At 54.9% G+C, this 18,356-nt stretch carries 16 protein-coding genes; 6 read left to right on the top strand and 10 right to left on the bottom strand.

Annotation, left to right across the window (positions count from 1 at the left end):
• Window positions 1–97 precede the first annotated feature (97 nt).
• Window positions 98–3,412 carry a mechanosensitive channel MscK gene (mscK, locus tag KF947_RS03455; RefSeq protein WP_264478628.1) on the top strand — a complete coding sequence of 1,105 codons (3,315 nt, stop codon included), beginning with the start codon at window positions 98–100 and terminating at the stop codon, window positions 3,410–3,412.
• A 22-nt stretch (window positions 3,413–3,434) separates the two neighbouring features.
• Here mscK and KF947_RS03450 read toward each other — a convergent pair whose 3' ends face one another.
• Genes KF947_RS03450 through KF947_RS03440 form a run of 3 tightly spaced genes read right to left on the bottom strand, consistent with a single transcriptional unit; the run spans window position 3,435 to window position 7,537 of the window.
• Window positions 3,435–4,193 carry a TlyA family RNA methyltransferase gene (locus tag KF947_RS03450; protein ID WP_227405451.1) on the bottom strand — a complete coding sequence of 253 codons (759 nt, stop codon included), beginning with the start codon at window positions 4,191–4,193 and terminating at the stop codon, window positions 3,435–3,437.
• Window positions 4,194–4,225: 32 nt separating this feature from the next.
• On the bottom strand, window positions 4,226–6,283 hold the full coding sequence (locus KF947_RS03445) for a hypothetical protein (RefSeq protein WP_133732788.1): 2,058 nt from the start codon (window positions 6,281–6,283) through the stop codon (window positions 4,226–4,228).
• A 30-nt stretch (window positions 6,284–6,313) separates the two neighbouring features.
• Entirely contained in the window at window positions 6,314–7,537 is a 1,224-nt protein-coding gene (locus KF947_RS03440) for an ATP-grasp domain-containing protein (protein WP_133732787.1), read from the bottom strand.
• Window positions 7,538–7,744: 207 nt separating this feature from the next.
• On the opposite strand from KF947_RS03440, the gene KF947_RS03435 reads away from it, so the two are divergent.
• From KF947_RS03435 to KF947_RS03425, 3 genes are all read left to right on the top strand, one after another.
• The gene (locus KF947_RS03435; protein ID WP_007113264.1) at window positions 7,745–8,074 is read left to right on the top strand and encodes a DUF1820 family protein; all 330 of its coding nucleotides are present in this window, start codon (window positions 7,745–7,747) and stop codon (window positions 8,072–8,074) included.
• A gap of 88 nt (window positions 8,075–8,162) precedes the next feature.
• Window positions 8,163–8,798, top strand: coding sequence for a TIGR04211 family SH3 domain-containing protein (locus KF947_RS03430; protein ID WP_133732786.1), 636 nt, complete (start codon window positions 8,163–8,165; stop codon window positions 8,796–8,798).
• A 53-nt stretch (window positions 8,799–8,851) separates the two neighbouring features.
• Entirely contained in the window at window positions 8,852–9,484 is a 633-nt protein-coding gene (locus KF947_RS03425; protein ID WP_227405450.1) for a thiopurine S-methyltransferase, read from the top strand.
• 46 nt (window positions 9,485–9,530) lie between these two features.
• On the opposite strand, the gene KF947_RS03420 is transcribed toward KF947_RS03425, so the two are convergent.
• Complete coding sequence (locus KF947_RS03420) at window positions 9,531–10,124, bottom strand: YajG family lipoprotein (protein WP_133732784.1); 594 nt, start codon at window positions 10,122–10,124, stop codon at window positions 9,531–9,533.
• A gap of 158 nt (window positions 10,125–10,282) precedes the next feature.
• On the bottom strand, window positions 10,283–11,176 hold the full coding sequence (locus KF947_RS03415) for a DMT family transporter (protein ID WP_133732783.1): 894 nt from the start codon (window positions 11,174–11,176) through the stop codon (window positions 10,283–10,285).
• Between the two features lie 277 nt (window positions 11,177–11,453).
• Between KF947_RS03415 and KF947_RS03410 the strand changes: the two genes are divergently transcribed.
• On the top strand, window positions 11,454–12,059 hold the full coding sequence (locus KF947_RS03410) for an alpha-ketoglutarate-dependent dioxygenase AlkB family protein (protein ID WP_133732782.1): 606 nt from the start codon (window positions 11,454–11,456) through the stop codon (window positions 12,057–12,059).
• 204 nt (window positions 12,060–12,263) lie between these two features.
• Here the strand turns inward: KF947_RS03410 and KF947_RS03405 are convergent, their stop codons facing one another.
• From KF947_RS03405 to cysP, 4 genes are read right to left on the bottom strand one after another with little or no spacing between them, the layout of a single operon-like run.
• Window positions 12,264–13,358, bottom strand: a complete 1,095-nt coding sequence (locus tag KF947_RS03405) for a sulfate/molybdate ABC transporter ATP-binding protein (protein WP_133732781.1) — start codon at window positions 13,356–13,358, stop codon at window positions 12,264–12,266.
• Window positions 13,355–14,182, bottom strand: coding sequence for a sulfate ABC transporter permease subunit CysW (gene cysW / locus KF947_RS03400; protein ID WP_133732780.1), 828 nt, complete (start codon window positions 14,180–14,182; stop codon window positions 13,355–13,357). The genes KF947_RS03405 and cysW overlap by 4 nt, the downstream gene beginning before the upstream one ends.
• The gene (cysT, locus tag KF947_RS03395; RefSeq protein WP_133732779.1) at window positions 14,182–15,036 is read right to left on the bottom strand and encodes a sulfate ABC transporter permease subunit CysT; all 855 of its coding nucleotides are present in this window, start codon (window positions 15,034–15,036) and stop codon (window positions 14,182–14,184) included. The genes cysW and cysT overlap by 1 nt, the downstream gene beginning before the upstream one ends.
• A 26-nt stretch (window positions 15,037–15,062) precedes the next feature.
• A complete protein-coding gene (gene cysP, locus KF947_RS03390) occupies window positions 15,063–16,073 on the bottom strand; it encodes a thiosulfate ABC transporter substrate-binding protein CysP (RefSeq protein ID WP_133732778.1) in 1,011 nt (336 codons plus the stop codon).
• A gap of 252 nt (window positions 16,074–16,325) precedes the next feature.
• Here cysP and rpe point away from each other — a divergent pair, with 252 nt between their 5' ends.
• Window positions 16,326–17,018 carry a ribulose-phosphate 3-epimerase gene (rpe, locus tag KF947_RS03385; RefSeq protein WP_133732777.1) on the top strand — a complete coding sequence of 231 codons (693 nt, stop codon included), beginning with the start codon at window positions 16,326–16,328 and terminating at the stop codon, window positions 17,016–17,018.
• A gap of 14 nt (window positions 17,019–17,032) precedes the next feature.
• Here the strand turns inward: rpe and KF947_RS03380 are convergent, their stop codons facing one another.
• On the bottom strand, window positions 17,033–18,331 hold the full coding sequence (locus tag KF947_RS03380; protein ID WP_133732776.1) for an NAD(P)/FAD-dependent oxidoreductase: 1,299 nt from the start codon (window positions 18,329–18,331) through the stop codon (window positions 17,033–17,035).
• Window positions 18,332–18,356 lie beyond the last annotated feature (25 nt).

The following is an 18,356-nucleotide window of genomic DNA, read 5'->3' as shown; positions in this document are numbered from 1 at the left end:
TCTCCGTCTCTGCGGAGCATTTGATGTCAGCGAGGCCCTAAGTAACGTGTTGATACGTAACGTGGTGAGATGCGCCTGTAAGTGGAGTATAACCTGTTTGTTCCTACTGCTCGTCATGAGCAGTGCTGCTATTAATCCAGCTCACGCTGCGCTTCAGTCGAATATGCTTGAACGGGTACCCGAACAGGCCGAACTGGCATCAAGGCTTGCTCAGTTAGAAGCCCTTGAGGAGCCCTTGACCGCCCAGCAGGCCAGCGATAAAGAGGCTCTGGAAGCAGCCATCGAAGCTTATGAACGGCTAGCCTCTGTGGAAGAGCGTCTTGCTGCACTAGACACCCGGGTAGAACAAGCCCCTGAAATACTAGCTCGTCTACAGCGCGACTTGAGCGAAGCGGAAGAAGCTTCGCAGCAGCTGACGGTGGCCGACTTGAGCGACCGTCCCCTCGATGAGTTGGAAGCGTTGCAAACCAACGCGGTGGTCGAGCTACAGCAGTTGCAAAGCCAACTGGCGGAAGTGAACTCGCAGCTGTTGGCTGCCCAAACACTCCCAGAGCGGGCCCAGCAGTCTATCGCGGAAACCCTCCAACGTGCGGAGAGTCTACGCCGACAGCACGATGAGCGCGAGGCTTTGCTGGCGGATCGTCAACTTTCTGCCTTGAGCGATGCGCGGCTGATCCAATTACGCCTTGAGCGGGCGCTGGCCGAACGCGAAGTGAGCTTTTATCAGCGCGAACTAAGCGCTAACAGCCGCCTGCGCGAATTAGCCCAGGAGCGTCGCGATGCGCTGATGGTGCAGATCGATTATCAAGAGCAGCAGCTAACGATGCTGCAAGGGGTGATTGATCGGCAGCGTCGGTTAGCCTCTGAACAAGCCATTGCGGATGCCGCCAGGGATAATCCGTTAATCGCTGCGGGGCATCCGGTGGTGGTGCAAGCGCAGCAAACCAATCAGACACTTAGCCTGGAGCTGCTGCGGGCAACTGACCGTGCTAACACGGTGGTGCGGGAAAACATTGAAGCCCAGCGGCAGTTGGAGAACGTGCGTCAGCTACAGCGTAGTCTTAATGAGCAAATTGAGGCTATCCGTGGCAGCCAACTGCTGTCGCGTATTCTGCGCGAACAGCGCAAGTCACTACCTTCTTTGGCGGCCCCACGAAATTTGCAGGACGAAATTGCCGACCTGCGCCTAAAACAGTTTGATTTAGTTCGCCAGCGTGATCAGCTGCGCCAAAGCGAACAATATGCCGCCACGCGGCTGGCTGAGGAGGGCATTGAGGCGACCCCGGGATTGGTCGATTCACTTTCGCAGCTTTATCAATCCCGTCGTGAACTGGTCGAGCAGTTGGAGCAGTCTTACGGCAGTTTATTAAGTGCGGCGATTGAGCTGCAGCTCAACCAGCAGCAGTTGGTATCGACGACTATTGAGTTACGCAAAACCATCGATGAGCAGCTGTTTTGGGTCGCCAACAGCCGGCCATTGGATCTAAATTGGGTACGCCAATTACCGCGCAACCTGCGGCTAGAATGGCAAGAAGGAGAGTGGCGAGCCATTTTGCCCACCCGCTGGCAAGGGTTCTCCTGGGAAGTGCTTAGAGGCGCCCCGCTAGTGGTGTTGAGTCTGGTGCTAATGGGATTGCGTCGCAAAATCAAGGCCCGCTTGGCCACGCTGCATTCGCAGATAGGTCGGTTAAAGAGCGATACCCAGCTGCACACACCCAGGGCGGTGCTGCTGAATGCGCTGCTGGCGCTCTCGGGCCCGTTGGCAGTAGCCGGTATTGGCGTTGGGCTGCAGGGGGCGGCTGGCTCCTTGGCTAATAGCGTTGCCCCGGCGCTGCTTCAATTGGCCTTAAGCTGGGCCGTCGTCGCTTGGGGGCGCAGACTACTGGTCGCCGATGGAGTGGCCGAGCGCCACTTTACCTGGTCGCCACAGTACAACGCCCGGTTACGCCAACTGTTAGGCGGGCTAGGCATCGCCTTGGTGCCAGTCATTGCCATTGCGGCGATGTCCGGAGAGATGGAAACGCCGCTAGCGATGCGCCCTGTCGCCTTGGGGCTATTTGCGTTTGGCTTGATGGCGATGAGCTGGTGGTTGGCGCAACTGATACTGGCGCATATTCCCATTTTTGGCGTGCACCTGTTTCGCTTGCTGTTGGGGCTGGCGATGGCCTCGGTGCCGCTGATCCTACTGGGATTAGTGGTCTGGGGTTACGAATACACCGCGTTACGTTTAGTGGGGCGGTTCGCGATTACCCTTTACTTGCTGGGGCTATGGGTCGTGGTAGAAGCCTCTTTGGTAAGAAGTCTTGCGGTAGCCGCACGGCGGCTTGCTTATCGCCGTGCGCTGGCGCGCCGGCGCGCTCAGGTGCAAGAGGGCGCGGAAGGTGGCCTCGAAGTCGTGGAGGAGCCTCCGCTTGATATGGCCCAGATCAATAGCCAGTCGCTGCGGCTTTCCAAGTTGATTGTGTTGATTGGCTTCAGTGCGCTGCTTTATTTGGTCTGGTCAGACTTGCTCTCGGTGCTCGGCTATTTGGACAACGTGTCATTGTGGGAGGCGCAAGAAGGGGATCTGGTCGATAACGCTCTATCGATCTCCGATGTCTTTGCTGCTCTGCTGATTGTCGCTATTACCTTTATTATGGCGGGCAACTTACCCGGTCTGTTGGAAGTGATGGTGCTATCCCGGCTGTCATTGAAACAGGGCAGCGCCTATGCCATTAGCTCGCTGCTCTCCTACACCATTGTGGGTACGGGGATTGTCATGGGGCTTTCGACGCTGGGCGTCTCCTGGGACAAGCTGCAGTGGCTGGTCGCTGCCTTGAGTGTGGGGTTGGGGTTTGGCTTGCAGGAAATTTTTGCCAACTTTATATCCGGTTTAATCATCCTGTTTGAGCGTCCGATTCGCATTGGTGACACCATCACGATTGGCAATTTGCACGGAACCGTCAGCCGTATCCGTATCCGTGCGACCACCGTGACCGATTTCGACCGTAAAGAGATTATTATCCCCAATAAGACCTTTGTGACCGACCAACTGATCAACTGGTCGTTGTCGGATAATATCACCCGCGTTGTGCTCACTTACGGCGTGGCCCACGGCTCCGATATGGCCAAGGTGCATCAGCTATTACGTCAGGTGGCGGATGAAAACCCCCGAGTGCTAGCCGATCCAGAACCGCAGGTTTTCTGTTTAAGCTATGGGCAGCACAGCCTCAATTTTGAGCTGCGTATTTTCGTCAACGATCTGCTTGACCGACTGTTTGCCGCCGATGAAATCAACTGCCGGGTAGATGCGCTGTTTCGCGAAGCGGGCGTACGCGTGGCGTTTGAACAGATGGATGTGTGGCTACACCCTGATCAGGGGGAGGCGGTTAAAGTGCAGTCCGCGAACCAACTGCCCCCTGCATCGACGTAATGCATTTTTAAGCTCTCTTTTTTTAAGGCCCTTTTACTGCATGCAGGAGAAATTCGCGGTTGCCGTCGCCGCCGGTGATCGGGCTCTCCTGCCAGTGTTGAATATTAAGTTCGCAGGCGTTGCAGCTGCGACGAATGTTGGCTTCAACTTCTGCAAAGTGTTTAGCGTCGCGTACCACGCCACGTTTATCCAGGGCGCCGGGGGTTAGCTCAAACTGTGGTTTCACCAGTGAAATTAACTGCCCCCCTGGTGGTAGCAGGGCGGCAATTTCGGGCAGAATCAGCGTTTGGGATATAAACGAAACATCCATAATGGCGCTATTGATGGGGTGGGCAGAAAGCACGCTGGTAAGGGCTTCGCTGCTGGTCATCGAGCGCGCATTTAATCCCTCCAAGCAGGTGACGCGTGGGTCGCCGCGTAGCTCTGCTGCAAGCTGTCCGTGGCCGACCTCGACACCAATCACATGGCGGGCGCCAAAACGCAGCGCGCAGTCGCTGAAGCCGCCGGTTGATTGACCGATATCGAGCACAACAGCGTTGTCAAAACGCAGCTCAAGCGCTGTGAGCACTGCCTCTAATTTTAACCCCGCCCGGGATACATAGCGCTCTTCGGGATCGTCATCTACTTCAAAGCGGGTATCTTCGGGCCATTTTTCAGACGCTTTGGTTAACGGCTTGCCGTTATCGGCAAGTCTTACTCGCCCGTGACGAATAAGCCTTTGGGCGCGGGTACGCGAGTTGGCCAGCTCCTGGCTGACCAACAGTTGATCGAGTCGCATCATAGAGATTAAGAGTGTGTTGTTCAGAGGGCTGCTTACCCCACGTCTGGGGGTGTATTGGGTAGGGATGAGTTGGAGCCTTGATCTGCCTGCAGCTCGGTAGGCGGTAAGCGTGAGGCCCCCCAGCTACGGTGCAGGTAGTGTTTAACATTTTCCACCTCTTCGCTGGTGACGTCGGCTATGTCAACGCGCTCAAGAGGATCGTAATGATAAATATACAGCCGAGATGCAAAGCGATCGAAAGGCAGCGAGGCCTCGCCGAAGCGCTCACCATTGCCTGATGTACTCACAATGACGCCATCGCCCCAATCCTGCCCGCTATCATTGTTGGGATTATAGAAGTAAATCCGCATGACATCAGAGGGGTCGAGGGATGCCCGCAAAATGGTGATTGCGTGCCAGCCGATAAAACGCGCCGCGCTATCAGTGACCGCAATACCCGCTGGCTGAGGGTGAATCAGCGGCTGGTTGCCATTGTAGTAGGGATGATAATAGGCGAAAAAGTGGCGAATAAAGTCGTCCACATCGCTAAGTTGACCGGTGGCAACATCGACATTGATGCGAAAGCCACGGCCCGACCACCAACCGTGAAATTCAGGATTCACCCAGCGGTGAGGGTCACCTTCACGGCCAATGCAGCGCCGTCCCATTTCGGCATAAATTCGATCCAGGTGTGGCACGACAATCAGCGAAACCGGGTCGAGATCGATGGGTAACTGGGTCGCCACACCTGATAGGCTCGCCATGGAGGAAATGGCTTGGCCTTCAAAATGCATAATGATTTCGTCATCTCGGGCTGCCCACGCCACCATTTGCAGCAGATAGTCTGGGTCGTTGTACGCCCACATGGAGAGTGCACGTGCCGACTGGCAGGTAGGATTGTTGCCCTGACCAACGCCTAGCGGTAATCCCAGCATGCAGAGCACGCCTTCAATTAAGCGTGCCCGAGGAGAAACAGTGTCGCCATAGGACAGGGTGAGTCGCGACTGCGCCCACTCGGATAGCGGCAGGTTAAGTTGACGCCACATGGCGGGCGCCACCGGCGGCTGATAGAGAATACCGCGCTCAAGCATCAGCGCCAGGCCGTAAACCGCTTGTGCGGTGGCTGGATAAACGCCGCCCCGAATAAGCGCTTGAACCAGCTCGCGATAGCAGAGTAGACAGTCGCGGCCGGTAGAAGAAAGACCCAGCGCCTCGGAGAGTAAGTGGTCACCTTCTTCGAGTAGGTGACGCAGCAGCACGGCGTGATACGGTGATACCAAGCCGGTATCGTGCATTGCCCGGGCGAAGCCGGTAGATTCAGCCTGCAGGGCCGCCTGATCCATATGCTCTAACCGATCGCGATAAATATCCACGCCAGGATCTTCGCGGCAGGCCTGAGTGGGGCCGTAAAGCGAGCTGACCAGCCGGTCGGCGCCTTGGCCACTAGCGCCAAGATCAATCTCTGGATTGGCCTGACATAGGGCAATTTGGGTGATCATCTGTTTGATCGAGTCAACCTGAATAGGGCGCTGTTTTAAAATGCGCCAAATCTCATCAATCAGGCGATCAACGATATGCTCATAGCCGATTCGTTCAGCTAAATGCTGAAAAAGCTGGCGTGGGATAGTCGCCAGTCGCCCTTGGGTTTCCCGCTCCGCCTCGCTGGGTGGCAAGAACAGCAGCCATAAATTAATCGCCATTACCTGAGTAAGGTAGTGGTGTGCATGCTCTGAAGAAACCAACGGGTGTTCAAAATTGCCTTTAGCGACAGCAAGCAGTCGAAGCTCGCTCAATGCCTCAATGACGACCACATTGGCATCCGCGCTTTTCAGCGAGAAGGTCGTCAGGGTCGGTACCAAATATTGGGGTGTTTCCCAATCGGAGCCCAAAAACACACCAGAGTCCTCAAACGCTTGCGCGCGGGACTCCAGTGCGTCACACCCGCCATCCTGAAGCAATACTCGCCGCGCAGTGTCCATCACGCGCGGCAATTTGGCGGGTTTCGAGAAGGCGGGCGCCTGGTTCAGCAGGCGCACTGCGTCATCAAATTGGCTCAATAATCCATCGAGCTTGCTATCTTCTTGAGAAGACGTAACTTGATTTGTCTCCACGGTGACTCCTTATCCCAGCATTAGCGGGGATTATACATAGAAGTCGAGGTCTTCTTGGCGTTTTAATAGATCGCGAATAGTATGCGCGTCTTCGCCTTTAAAGTAGACCAGACCCCAATGAGTACCAAACGCGGTGCGTTTAGTAACGGTTTCTTCTACTGGTGAGGTTAGCTCATGAGACTCAAAGTAGGGGTGATCTTCAGTCTCTTCGGGAATTTCCAAGCGGCTGACCACACGGCGGCGTGGGTAAACGCCAAAGCAGCCGGCAAAGCCATCGGCATCGACCACTTCTTTCGGGAAAAACGTGGCCACTTCTTCTTTCGTGGCTTTCGGATCGAATACCAGCATGGAAGCCTGGTAAGCATTGAAGCCGTAAACACGCTCTAGCAGTTCGAATACCTTGAAGCCGGGCGGACGGTAGGCCACTTCGCCAAAGTACATTTCACCATCGCTGGTAACGAAGTATTCTGGGTGGATCAAACCAAACTCAATATCGAACGCTTTAATCAGCTTCTCGATCTGTTGGGTGATCTGTTCACGGTAAATCTCGAGCTCAGGCGACGCGGGGACAAACACCGAGTAACCTAGCGTCACGTATTCAGAGATGTTCAAGAAGGCGATTTTGCCATCATGAATCCACGCTTCCACGGCAAATTCCCAGCCATCCAGGTGCGACTCCATCAACACCGGGAACTCTTCATCCGGGATGGTATCGACTTCATCTGGGGTGCGAATGACGCGGTGACCAAGGCAGCCTGCTTTATCAAACGCCTTCAGGTGAATCGGGTCGTTGGGGTCGCCGTCCAGCTTGAGCAGCGTCTGGTTAACGCGCTTGAGAAAGCGCACGACATCTTGTTTGTCGTGGGCTTCTTCAAAAATACCCACGCGGATGCCGCCTAGTTGGGCACGACGCTTCATTAACGCTTTATCGCGCAACAACAGCGACTGACCGTAAAGGCGCGGGTTATCCAGTAGCACAGAGTTGATAGCGCCAGCCCACTCAACGGTCTCTTCGTAAAGCGGAATGGCGACATCGACGCCTTTCTCTTTAAGCGTCTCGGCAATTTCCATTGAGCGATCATTGAGTCGCTCGAAATTCCAAGGCACGTAGGGAATGTCGTGTTTTTGGCAATACTCTTCCGCCCAGTCAGGTGCAACGACAATGTAGCGACGGTCAAAATTTTCGGCCGCTTCAATTGCATTGAGACTCCAGCCTAATAGAGCGATATAGCCTTTATTGGGATCCTTCTGCATGTTGATGACTCCTACTTGGTGAACGAACATAATTGCCAAATCACGCTCACTACCATACACGAGGGGGGCATGCGCGGCTAATGAGCGCATTTTCCTTTGCATTAGCGTATCACTGGCTTGAGGGTATAGCGTAAAGGCGTAACTGCGGGAATATGGTAAGCTAGGCGGTTCAACTTAATGTACGAATGGCAAGAGGATTAGGCCAAGATGGCGGCCAAGCCGATCTACCGTGTGGTGGTTCACCAGCAGGGTGAAATTTGGGATTTATACGTCCGAGAGATCTTTCAAAGCGAACTCTGGGGCTTTATTGAAGTCGAGGAGTTTGTCTTTGACGATGCTTCACGGGTAGTGGTTGACCCTGCGACTGAAAAATTGCAACGAACCTTCGATGGCGTCAAGCGTAGCTACCTGCCGTTAAATGCTATTGTGCGCATTGATGAAGTAGAGCGCGAGGGGCCATTGAAGGCGGTCAAAACCGATGCCCGGGTAGCGGAGTTCCCCCGTCCCTTTCCGTTGCCCCCGCGCGGAGAAGGGTAAGCGTATGAGACAAGCGCCCCGCTAAGTTAAGCGATAAGCGCTGTTGGCTTCGTCCGCCTTGCAGCGTTTTTAATCAGGACATGATGTCATGCTAGTAAACAGAACTCGTTATCGAAATTACGCCGCTGCGGCTGGCCTTTTACTCAGTTTTACCAGCTTCAATGCCACTGCTCAGTCTGCCAACCAAGCATGGGTGACCGATGAGCTGAGCACCTATGTGCGCAGCGGCCCCACCGATGGTTACCGTATCATTGGGACGCTCAACGCAGGTGAGCAGGTAGAGGTATTGGAAACCAGCGGTGATTACACCCGTGTGCGCAACAATGATGGCAATGCGGTCTGGGTGTTGAGCAATGAGCTACAGCAAACGCCGAGCGCGGTTGAGCAGCTACCTGCGTTAGAAGCCCAGGTCGAGGAGCTAACCGCCGAGCTCGAGGGGATCAATGAAACCTGGGAGCAGCGTACTGCCTCAATGACAGAGACTCTAGAGGTTCGCGAACGTCGCATTGCCGAGCTTGAAGCCAGCAACCAAGAGCTGGATGCTCAAGCAGAGCAGTCTCGTCGGCAAGTGAGGGCGCTCCAGGCGCGCCTGGAGACCCAAGAAGAAGACCTTCTGATGCGCTACTTCATGTACGGCGGCGGTGTGGCTGGCGCGGGTTTATTGGTGGGGCTGATTGTGCCTCACCTCCCACGTCGGCGTAAAAAGCGTGACCGTTGGTTCTAAAGGCGCGATAAGCCCTCTCTCCGGATAGTGCAATCGATTTCAAGGTGGCCAAAATGAGCGATCAATGGCGCAAGCGCTGGCAAGAAGGGCGTATTGGCTTTCACTTGCAGCAGGCGCACCCGGCATTGCTGCGCCATTGGGAGTCGCTCGGTGTTGCTCATCGCACCAAGGTACTGGTGCCGCTGTGCGGAAAAAGCCTTGATATGCGCTGGTTGGCGGATGAAGGACACCCGGTTCTGGGTATAGAGTTTGCCCCCGAGGCCATTGAGCAGTTTTTGGCTCAGCGCAGCACATCGGTATCCCGCTATCGTCAGGCAGGGTTTACGATTTCGCGCCAAGGTAGCGTGGAATTGTGGTGCGGGGACTTTTTTCACCTGCATATTCAGCAGGCCGCCGAGATTGGCGCGTTTTATGATCGCGCCTCGCTTATAGCGCTGCCACCAGCCACTCGGCAGCGCTATGCGTTTCACCTAGCACAGTTGGTACCGCCCGGCGCCAAGGGCCTGCTGATTAGTTTATCGCATACCGATGGCAGTGCTGGGCCGCCGTATAGTGTGCCCAAAAGCGAGATCGAAAGCCTGTTCACCCCCAACTTCACGCTAACGTTTCTGGAGGAGGGTAGCCCGGATGAGCGTGGCCGAACGGAGAGCGTATGGGCGCTGGAACGACGCGGGCCGCGCCTCTAGAGGTAAAGAGGCGCAGCCCGTGACAAATCTGTTTCAGTGGGGTCTCTCAGCGCGCGAGTAAACGGCCCAGCTCTGGGTCGCTAAAGGCGCGGTTCATGCCATCGCTAAGTAAGTCGCTGAGCATGCGTGCATTGCTGTCGGCATCAGGCTTAAGGGCATAGCCCTGGGTACGGCGCGAGGTGTAAGTGCCGGTATAAGTAGTGCCCTTATTTTGCGCGATAGCGCGGAAAACACCTTCAAGACGCGCTTCATCTACCAGTGGCTGGCCGCTGTCGCCACGGGCGTAGTTCAGACTGGCAAGTTCCAGCGTCAAGCTCGGGCGGCCCTCGGCCTGCTCGGTGGTGGGGCTAAAGCCCATATCCCGCACGGCACGCTCAGCTTCTTGCTGTAAGCGTGGAATCAGCTCGTGGCTGCTCACGGTAATATGCGCCGTCGACATATCGCCGCCAGCTCGGTTGCCAATAATATCGCTTTCGCGGCCATCCTGGGCAATCACAGTCACCTGTTGGCCTGAGCCAACTTGCGGCACCTGCGCGCTGCGTTCAGGGCTAAGCTGTAAGTATTGGGGGCTGGCGCAACCAGCAAGCCATGCACTGGCCAGCAGCACACCTGAAATCCGTAAAAAGTGACGCCGAAGCATGGTCTTCCTCCGCTATGGCTAAAACGCCAGTATAACGCGGGTAGCGCCTTGGCGGTATGTTCTGGCGATGTGGCTTTGCTCAGTCACTTCCCACATCACACTGCACATTGCCTTTGCGCACCGCTGTGGCTGCGTAAAAATTGACGCAACCTAGTTCGCTAGATTGCTTTTTTTGAATCGGGCCCCACGATTAACCAAACAGAAAGTAGAACGACCAAAGAGCCAAGCAAGAATCCGCTGGATAGCGTTTCATCAAGGACTAGAAAGCCCCATAGCACCGCGAAGGGTGGCACCAAGAAGGTAACGGTGAGCGACCGTAACGGCCCAATGTCAGCGATCAATCTAAAATAAAGGATATAAGCGAGGGAGGTGCATAAAAAGCCGACTGCGAGCAGGCTGAACCACACATCACCTTGAAGCCAATCAATGCTGGGGCCAGTTGAGATGTTCCAAAGTAAAAAGGGGCTGAGAAAAGCGGTAGCGCCTATTTGACTGCCAAACGCAACCAACGTTGAATCCAGGCCGCCCTGTTGGGTTATCCATTTTCGGGTAAGAAAGCCAGCAAAGCCGTAACCAACAGTGGCTATTATACAGGCCGCAACACCTATATAGATGTTGCCAACAATATTTGAATCACCCACGGTGGTAATAACCGTAATGCCGATAATACCTAGCGTTACGCCCAGCCATTTTTTTATAGTTAAACTCTCGCTAAAGATAAAAAAGCCAATCATGGCCCCTGTTAAAGGGGTCGTCGCATTTAAAATCGCTGAATAGCCAGCAGGTAGTAATGTTGCAGCTATGCTGTACATAAGGAATGGGATACCTGAGTTGATGGCACCCAAAATCAAAATCTTGCCTAACTTGCCTCTGAACGCGAGGCTTTTACGTATGATCGCGATGATAATAGCCAAGCCAATAAGGCCAAAAAAGACTCTAAAAAATGCCGTGTTGATCGGGCCTATCGCCGGTGAGGCGATTCTCATAAAAAGAAAGCTTGCTCCCCAGATAGCGGCTAGCGACAGTAGTCGTATATAGTCTATTGCTCTCATTTTATACCCCTTTTCAAAGCTTGCTCTTAGCCTTGAGCCGCTAATTGATGGTTGATTTTTTTTAGCTTTTTACCGGAAGTTGTCAGGGGGGGCTTGGTTTTTTGCCCCATGGCAATGCAGTATTGGCTTTTTATAGCGACGAAAAAACCCGTTTCTTGCTTTGTTGCATGTTTTTAAACCGGAATGTGCAGGCTTATGGTTTGATGCGTCGGGGTTGGCTTTGTGCCACGGGCGGCGGGTACTGCCTTCTACGGCTTCGCACATTAGAGGGGTTAAAATGGATCTATTTGAAAACGACGATATGAAGTTGATTAATCTGCTTCCTCGGGATGGTGAGGCCTACTACTACGGCAAAGTCATGGATACCGTTACCGCCGATATGTATTTGGATAAGTGTCTAAGCGAACTAAGCTGGGAGCATGATCGTGCATTTATTTACGGCAAAGAGATCGTTACAAAGAGGAAAATAGCCTGGTATGCGGACAAGCCGGTTTCTTACACGTACTCAGGATATACAAAGATCGCGTTAGTATGGCCTGATTGTTTAAGAGAGATTAAGCAGGTGCTGGAGAGCCACTGCGGGGAGGTGTTTAATTCGTGCCTGGGTAATTTTTATAGCTCAGGGGATGAGGGCATGAGCTGGCACAGTGACGCCGAAAAAGACCTTGTTGAGAATGGCGCGATTGGGGCGTTGAGCCTAGGCGGCGAGAGGAAATTTTCGTTTAAACATCGAAAAACAGGGGAGAGTGTGTCGCTTACGTTAGAACACGGCAGTCTGTTAATTATGCAAGGTAATACACAGCAAAACTGGCTACATAGCCTGCCTAAAACCAAGAAAGATGTTGAACCGCGGGTGAGCCTAACGTTTAGGCAAATGCGCTAGTCATTGGCTTTGGCAGGATTGTTATCAGGCTCAAGGCTATTGTGGGAGGGCGCTTTAGCGCGCGAAGGGTGTTGAAAACACCCCCAAGCTGGCAGCCCCAACATTCACGAGCTGAAGCTCCCCCCCACAGTTGTCGCGATTAGGTTGAAAGCTTGAGTGGTCGCGAGCTAAATCAGTTGCCCACGAGGGGCAACTGCCGTTGCATTAAGCCACGCGGCTTTGCTCCGTCGCTTTCGACTCAGCTTTGGGGAAGCGTCGCCAGTGGCGTGGATGGGCGAATAAGCGTTGCCCGCGGCGAAGCGCCAAGTGCTCAAAATCAGTGTGGCGCACGGTAGCCAGCCAAGGCTGGGCGAGCCAATCCGCCTCTAGCTCCACGCGCACCTCGGCACCCACCGGCGAGATCGCCGTGATGGTCACCGGTAGATGGCTCTCAGAGGTGGGTTGTTCGGTTAGCCGCACTTCATGGGGGCGTAGCAGCAGCTCTTCATGGCCATCGGGTAGATCCACGTGCCAGTATGCGTCGCCACAGGTGAGTACGCCGTTGGTCACTTTGCCTTCCAGATGATTCACATCGCCTAGAAACTCAAACACAAAGCGGTTTTTGGGTTCCCGGTAGAGTTCATCGGGAGTATCAATTTGCTCTATACGGCCGTTGCTCATGACTACGACGCGGTCAGAAAGCTCCAGCGCTTCTTCCTGATCGTGGGTGACAAAAACGCTGGTGAAATTGAGTTCATCGTGAAGATGACGCAGCCAGCGGCGTAGCTCTTGGCGCACTTTGGCGTCCAGAGCGCCAAAAGGCTCGTCCAATAACAGTACTTCCGGCTCCACTGCCAAGGCGCGGGCCAGGGACACACGCTGCTGCTGGCCACCGGAAAGTTGGGCAGGGTAGCGATTGGCAAGATGCTCCAGCTTGACCATTTCAAGCAGCCTAAACACCCGGGCGCGAATCTCTCCACTGCTCGGGCGGCGTTTACGCGACAGCACGGTCAGTCCAAAAGCCACATTGTCGTAGACGCTCATATGGCGAAATAGCGCGTAGTGCTGGAATACAAAGCCGATCCGCCGGTCACGCACATGGACATTGGTCACGTCGCGGTCGCCAAACAGAATTTTGCTGGGCTGTGCGTTGCGGTCGGCATTTTCCAAGCCAGCAATAATCCGCAGCAGCGTGGTTTTACCTGAGCCTGAGGGGCCAAGCAGGCCGACCAGCTCGCCTTCGTGAATATCCAGGTTGATCGGCTCTAACGCCTGGGTGGTGCCGAAGTGCTTAGCGATGTTGTGTAAGTGAATGCTCATGCAAATGCCTCCCGGCGCGCTGCGCGCCATTCCAGCCCGGCCTTGGCGGCGAGCGTCAGTAGGGCAATAAAGGCGAGTAGGGCCGCGCAGGCAAACGCCCCCACGGCATTATAATCCTGATACAGCTGCTCAAGGTGCAGGGGTAGCGTATTGGTTTTACCGCGAATAGCGCCGGAGACCACCGAGACAGCGCCAAATTCCCCCACGGCGCGGGCGTTAGTCAGAATGACGCCATAAAGCAGCGCCCAGCGGATGTTGGGCAGCGTAACGCGACGGAAGGTCGTCCAGCCGGAAGCACCCAGGGTCACCGCCGCCTCCTCTTCACGAGAGCCTTGGGCCTGCATCAACGGGATCAGTTCCCGGGCGACAAAAGGGCAGGTAACAAAAATGGTCACCATGAGAATGCCCGGCCAAGAAAACATCAGCTGAATATCATAGCCGTCCAGCCAAGTGCCGATCCAACCGTTGCGGCCATACAGCAGCAGGTAAATCAGACCCGCGACAACGGGGGAGACCGCAAAGGGAATATCGATCAACGTTTGCAGAATACGCCGCCCAGGAAAGCTAAACCGCGTGACCAGCCACGCCAGGGCAACGCCAAATACCAGGCACACGGGAATGGTCAACAGCGCAATCACCAGCGTCAGACCAATCGCGTGCAGGGTGAAGGTATTACTGACGTTCGACCAGAACACCATTACGCCCTGGGAGAATGCCTGAGCAAAAATGGCCACCAGCGGCAGCAGTAGAAACAGTGCTGACAGCACCAGGGCGGCGCCTATCAGCAGGCGCCGGATAAGCGGTGCATCACCAATTCGACGCATTACCCCTTACCTCCATGCAGGCGGCGCACAAAGCGTCCCTGCCAAATATTAATCGCCAGTAGCAGCGCCAGGGAGACAAACAATACCACCGATGCAATCGCTGAAGCCCCCGCATAGTCATACTCTTGCAGCTTAACGAAAATCATCAGTGCGGTGATCTCCGTTTCATAAGGCATGTTGCCGGCGATAAAAATGATCGCTCCGAACTCGCCCAGCGAACGCACAAACGCCAGCCCGGTTCCAGTCACCAAGGCGGGCCAGATATGCGGCAAGATCACGCGGCGAAAGGCCACACCGTCGGTAGCACCCAACGACATAGCGGCTTCATCGACTTCCACTGGCATATCTTCCAGTACCGGCTGCACCGTGCGCACTACAAACGGGATGCTGGTAAAGGCCATGGCCAGGGCGATGCCCACCCAGGTGTAAGCGACTTGAAACCCTAGCGGCTCCAGCAATCCACCCATCCAGCCGCTGCTGGCGTAAAGGGTTGCCAGCGTAATGCCTGCCACCGCGGTGGGGAGCGCAAAGGGTAGATCCATTAAGGCATCCAGTAAGCGCTTGCCAGGAAAGTCGTAGCGAACTAACACCCACGCCAGCAATAAGCCAAATATGGCGTTGATAATCGCCGCAACGGCTGCCGCGCCAATGGTGACCATATAGCTGGCGACCACGCGCCCTTCGGTAATGATCGCCCAGTACTCGGCAAAACTAAGCTCCGCTAACTGACCGAACAGGCCCGTAATAGGGAGCAGCAGCACCAGCGAGATAAACAGCACGCTGATACCCATAGAAAGGCCAAAACCCGGCAGCACGCGTGTGCTGCCGGTTCGCCAGGTGGCAAGTTGACTCATAGTTCAGGCTGGCTCATAAATGAATATTAGCGGCGCTGTAGCTGGTCGAGAAGGGCGCCACCTTCGAAGTGGGTCTCCATTGCCTCATCCCAGCTACCGAATACGTCGTCTACTTCGAGCAGTTCGGTCTCTGGGAACTGATCAGCGAACTCCTCTACCACCGTTTCGTTATGCACCCGGTAGTTAAAGCCCGCGAGCAGGCGCTGAGTCTCTTCCGTGTAGAGGTACTCAAGATAGCTTTGGGCCAAGTCGCTGTTACCATTTCGCTCAGCGTTTTCGCCGACCACTGCAACAGGGAACTCGGCCAGGATGCTAACGGGCGGCACGATGACTTCGTAGTCGTCGCTGCCGTATTCCTTGCGAATGTTGTTGACTTCAGACTCGAAACTGATCAGCACATCGCCAATTTCACGTTCGATAAAGCTGGTGGTTGCACCACGACCGCCGGTATCGAACACCGCCACATTGGCGAGGAAAGTGCGCATGAACTCTTCGATTTGCTCTTCATCGCCATCGAACTCGTTCTCGGCAAAGCCCCAGGCAGCTAGATAGGTGTATCTGCCATTACCCGAGGTTTTCGGGTTGGGGAAGACCACTTCTACATCTTCTTGGACTAGATCGTCCCAGCTTTCGATGCCTTTGGGGTTGCCTTTGCGTACCAAGAAGGCAGTGGTGGAGTAGTAGGGGGAGGCATTGTTCTCAAACGCATCCTGCCAATCTTCGGCTACCAGCCCTGCATCGGCGAGTACCTGTACGTCGGTGACCTGGTTAAAGGTCACCACATCGGCACGTAGACCCTGAAGGATGGCGCGGGCTTGTGCGGAAGAGCCGCCGTGAGACTGACTAATGGCAATCTCTTCACCGTGCTCTTCCTGCCACCAGGCTTGAAACTCGGGATTGATCGCAGCAAACAGCTCGCGAGCGATATCGTAAGAGGAGTTAAGTAGCTCCCGCTCTTGGGCGGCGGCGGTTCCACTTACCGTAACGCCTAACGCAATGGCAATCAGGCTGCGGCGGAAAATTGTTGGCAGTGCCATAGAGAAACTCCTTAAAAACAGTAGGCGCTTAGTGTCGCAATATTGGCAAGATTAAATCTATCAATGTGGAATTACAATCATGTTTTATATTCTATTTAAGAATATATGTGTGATGCCATGCAAAGAGCTGATACGTGGTTCTGCTAAGCGGCTCTGCTAAGATAGCGGCCTGGCTTTGCTCTCTTGCCTGCACACTCGCAGGTATATCGAGTGACTACCCTTCGTCTACTGATTGATAAGCAGGAATGGAATATGACCGCTGCGCAGGATTTCTTGATTGCCCCCTCTATTTTATCGGCTGACTTTGCCAGGCTGGGTGAGGAGGTGGATAACGTGCTGTCTGCAGGCGCGGATGTGGTGCACTTCGACGTCATGGATAATCACTATGTGCCCAACCTGACCATTGGCCCCATGGTGTGCAAAGCGCTGCGTAAACACGGGGTGACTGCGCCTATTGATGTGCATCTGATGGTGAAACCGGTGGATCGCATGATCAGCGATTTTATCGAGGCGGGCGCCAGCTATATTACCTTTCATCCGGAAGCGTCTGAGCATGTCGACCGCTCGCTGCAGCTAATTCGTGACGGCGGCTGTAAAGCCGGCCTGGTGTTTAATCCGGCTACACCGCTCTCCTATCTCGACTATGTGATGGATAAAGTCGATATGGTGCTGCTGATGAGCGTCAATCCAGGTTTTGGTGGGCAATCCTTTATTCCCGGTACGCTGGACAAGCTGCGTGAAGCGCGGGCGCGTATTGATGCGTCAGGACGGCCTATTCGCTTGGAAATCGACGGTGGTGTGAAAGTGGATAACATCGCCGAGATCGCCGCAGCGGGCGCTGATACCTTTGTGGCAGGTTCCGCCATTTTCAGCGCCCACGAAGCCAGCGACCCGCACGGCTATGACACGGTAATCAAACAGCTGCGTGCGGCGCTGGCCAAGTAATATACAAGGGTCGTTTAGTGCAATTTCATGCGCGGCTTTAAGTAACGATTAAGCTTATCGACCAGCCACGCTAGCCCCGTCTTCGGCGCCCCATGAATAGAGAGCTGGTGCATACGGTAGAGCGATGCATAGGCTTGGCGAGCCAGCCAGCCCTCTAAAAACAGGCCGCGGGAGGCGGAGCTGCGCATCAAATTACCTACCGCATCGTAGCGGGCCAGCGATACCAGTGAGCCGTGATCGCGGTAGCGGAAGTCGGCTAGCGGTTTGCCTTCCAGTTTATTGACCAGGTTTTTGGCGAGCAGCTTAGCCTGCTGGTGTGCAGCCTGGGCGCGCGGCGGAACGGTGCTATCTTCTCCCATTGGGCAACTGGCGCAGTCGCCTAGGGCAAAAATCTTCTCATCATCGACGCTTTGTAGGGTGCTTTTTACTTCAATTTGGTTTTTCTTATTCGTTGTCAGGCCTAGCTCCGCCAAAAACGGCGGCGCTTTGATACCCGCTGCCCACACGTTGATATCGGTTTTAATCACCTCATCGTCACCGGTGAGCAACTGATACGCCTGAGCTTCTTTAACGGCGGTATCAGTGTGGACAGTCACCCCCATGCTCTCAAGCTCTGTTTTAACCGTTTGACTAACCCGCTCGGAGAGCCCCGGCAGCAAGCGGGGTGCCGCCTCTAATAGATGGACACTGATTTGCTGGTTATCTAATGCCGTCACTCCATAGGCATTGAGCATGCGCGAAGCGTCAAACAATTCCGCCGCCAGCTCTACTCCTGTCGCACCACCGCCGACGATGCCAATGGTCAACTGAGTATGCTGACGTAGATTGGGGTCGGTATAGCGCAGAAAGGTGTTGATCATATCGCGCTGGAACGCCTTGGCCTGCTCGGGCGAATCAATGAAGTGGCAGTGCTCCGCTACGCCGGGCGTGCCGAAATCGTTGGAAACGCTGCCTATTGCCATGACCAGATAGTCGTAGGCAAGCTCGCGGGCGGGTAGCACCTCTTGCCCATCTTCATCATGAATCGGTGCTAATTGCAGCGTCTGCTGCTCACGATCTACGCCGGTGAGCGAGCCACGCTGATAGCGGTAGAAGTGGGCCGATGAGTGTCCACGAAGATCCACCTCGTCCATGCTGGAGTTCAGCACGCCGGTGGCCAGTTCGTGGAGCAGCGGCTTCCACACGTGAGTGGTATTGCGATCCAGCAGCACAATTTCTGCGCGTTTGCGCTTACCCAAGGTACGGCCTAATCGTGTGGCAAGGGCTAAACCGCCAGCGCCAGCGCCGACAATCACGATTCTGGGAGTGGGCATATCACTACCTCCTTAACTAAATTAG

This window comes from Halomonas sp. FeN2 (genome assembly GCF_020595105.1).
Lineage (GTDB): Bacteria > Pseudomonadota > Gammaproteobacteria > Pseudomonadales > Halomonadaceae > Vreelandella > Vreelandella neptunia.
This window is presented reverse-complemented; position numbering and strand designations above follow the sequence as displayed.

Coding starts and splice junctions, on each gene's coding strand:
- KF947_RS03410 (WP_133732782.1), top strand. CDS start 11,454: ATGGATCTATTTGAAAACGACGATATGAAGTTGATTAATCTGCTTCCT.
- cysP (WP_133732778.1), bottom strand. CDS start 16,073: ATGGCACTGCCAACAATTTTCCGCCGCAGCCTGATTGCCATTGCGTTA.
- KF947_RS03405 (WP_133732781.1), bottom strand. CDS start 13,358: ATGAGCATTCACTTACACAACATCGCTAAGCACTTCGGCACCACCCAG.
- KF947_RS03420 (WP_133732784.1), bottom strand. CDS start 10,124: ATGCTTCGGCGTCACTTTTTACGGATTTCAGGTGTGCTGCTGGCCAGT.
- KF947_RS03380 (WP_133732776.1), bottom strand. CDS start 18,331: ATGCCCACTCCCAGAATCGTGATTGTCGGCGCTGGCGCTGGCGGTTTA.
- rpe (WP_133732777.1), top strand. CDS start 16,326: ATGACCGCTGCGCAGGATTTCTTGATTGCCCCCTCTATTTTATCGGCT.
- KF947_RS03425 (WP_227405450.1), top strand. CDS start 8,852: ATGAGCGATCAATGGCGCAAGCGCTGGCAAGAAGGGCGTATTGGCTTT.
- cysT (WP_133732779.1), bottom strand. CDS start 15,036: ATGAGTCAACTTGCCACCTGGCGAACCGGCAGCACACGCGTGCTGCCG.
- KF947_RS03415 (WP_133732783.1), bottom strand. CDS start 11,176: ATGAGAGCAATAGACTATATACGACTACTGTCGCTAGCCGCTATCTGG.
- KF947_RS03430 (WP_133732786.1), top strand. CDS start 8,163: ATGCTAGTAAACAGAACTCGTTATCGAAATTACGCCGCTGCGGCTGGC.
- KF947_RS03440 (WP_133732787.1), bottom strand. CDS start 7,537: ATGCAGAAGGATCCCAATAAAGGCTATATCGCTCTATTAGGCTGGAGT.
- KF947_RS03450 (WP_227405451.1), bottom strand. CDS start 4,193: ATGATGCGACTCGATCAACTGTTGGTCAGCCAGGAGCTGGCCAACTCG.
- KF947_RS03435 (WP_007113264.1), top strand. CDS start 7,745: ATGGCGGCCAAGCCGATCTACCGTGTGGTGGTTCACCAGCAGGGTGAA.
- cysW (WP_133732780.1), bottom strand. CDS start 14,182: ATGCGTCGAATTGGTGATGCACCGCTTATCCGGCGCCTGCTGATAGGC.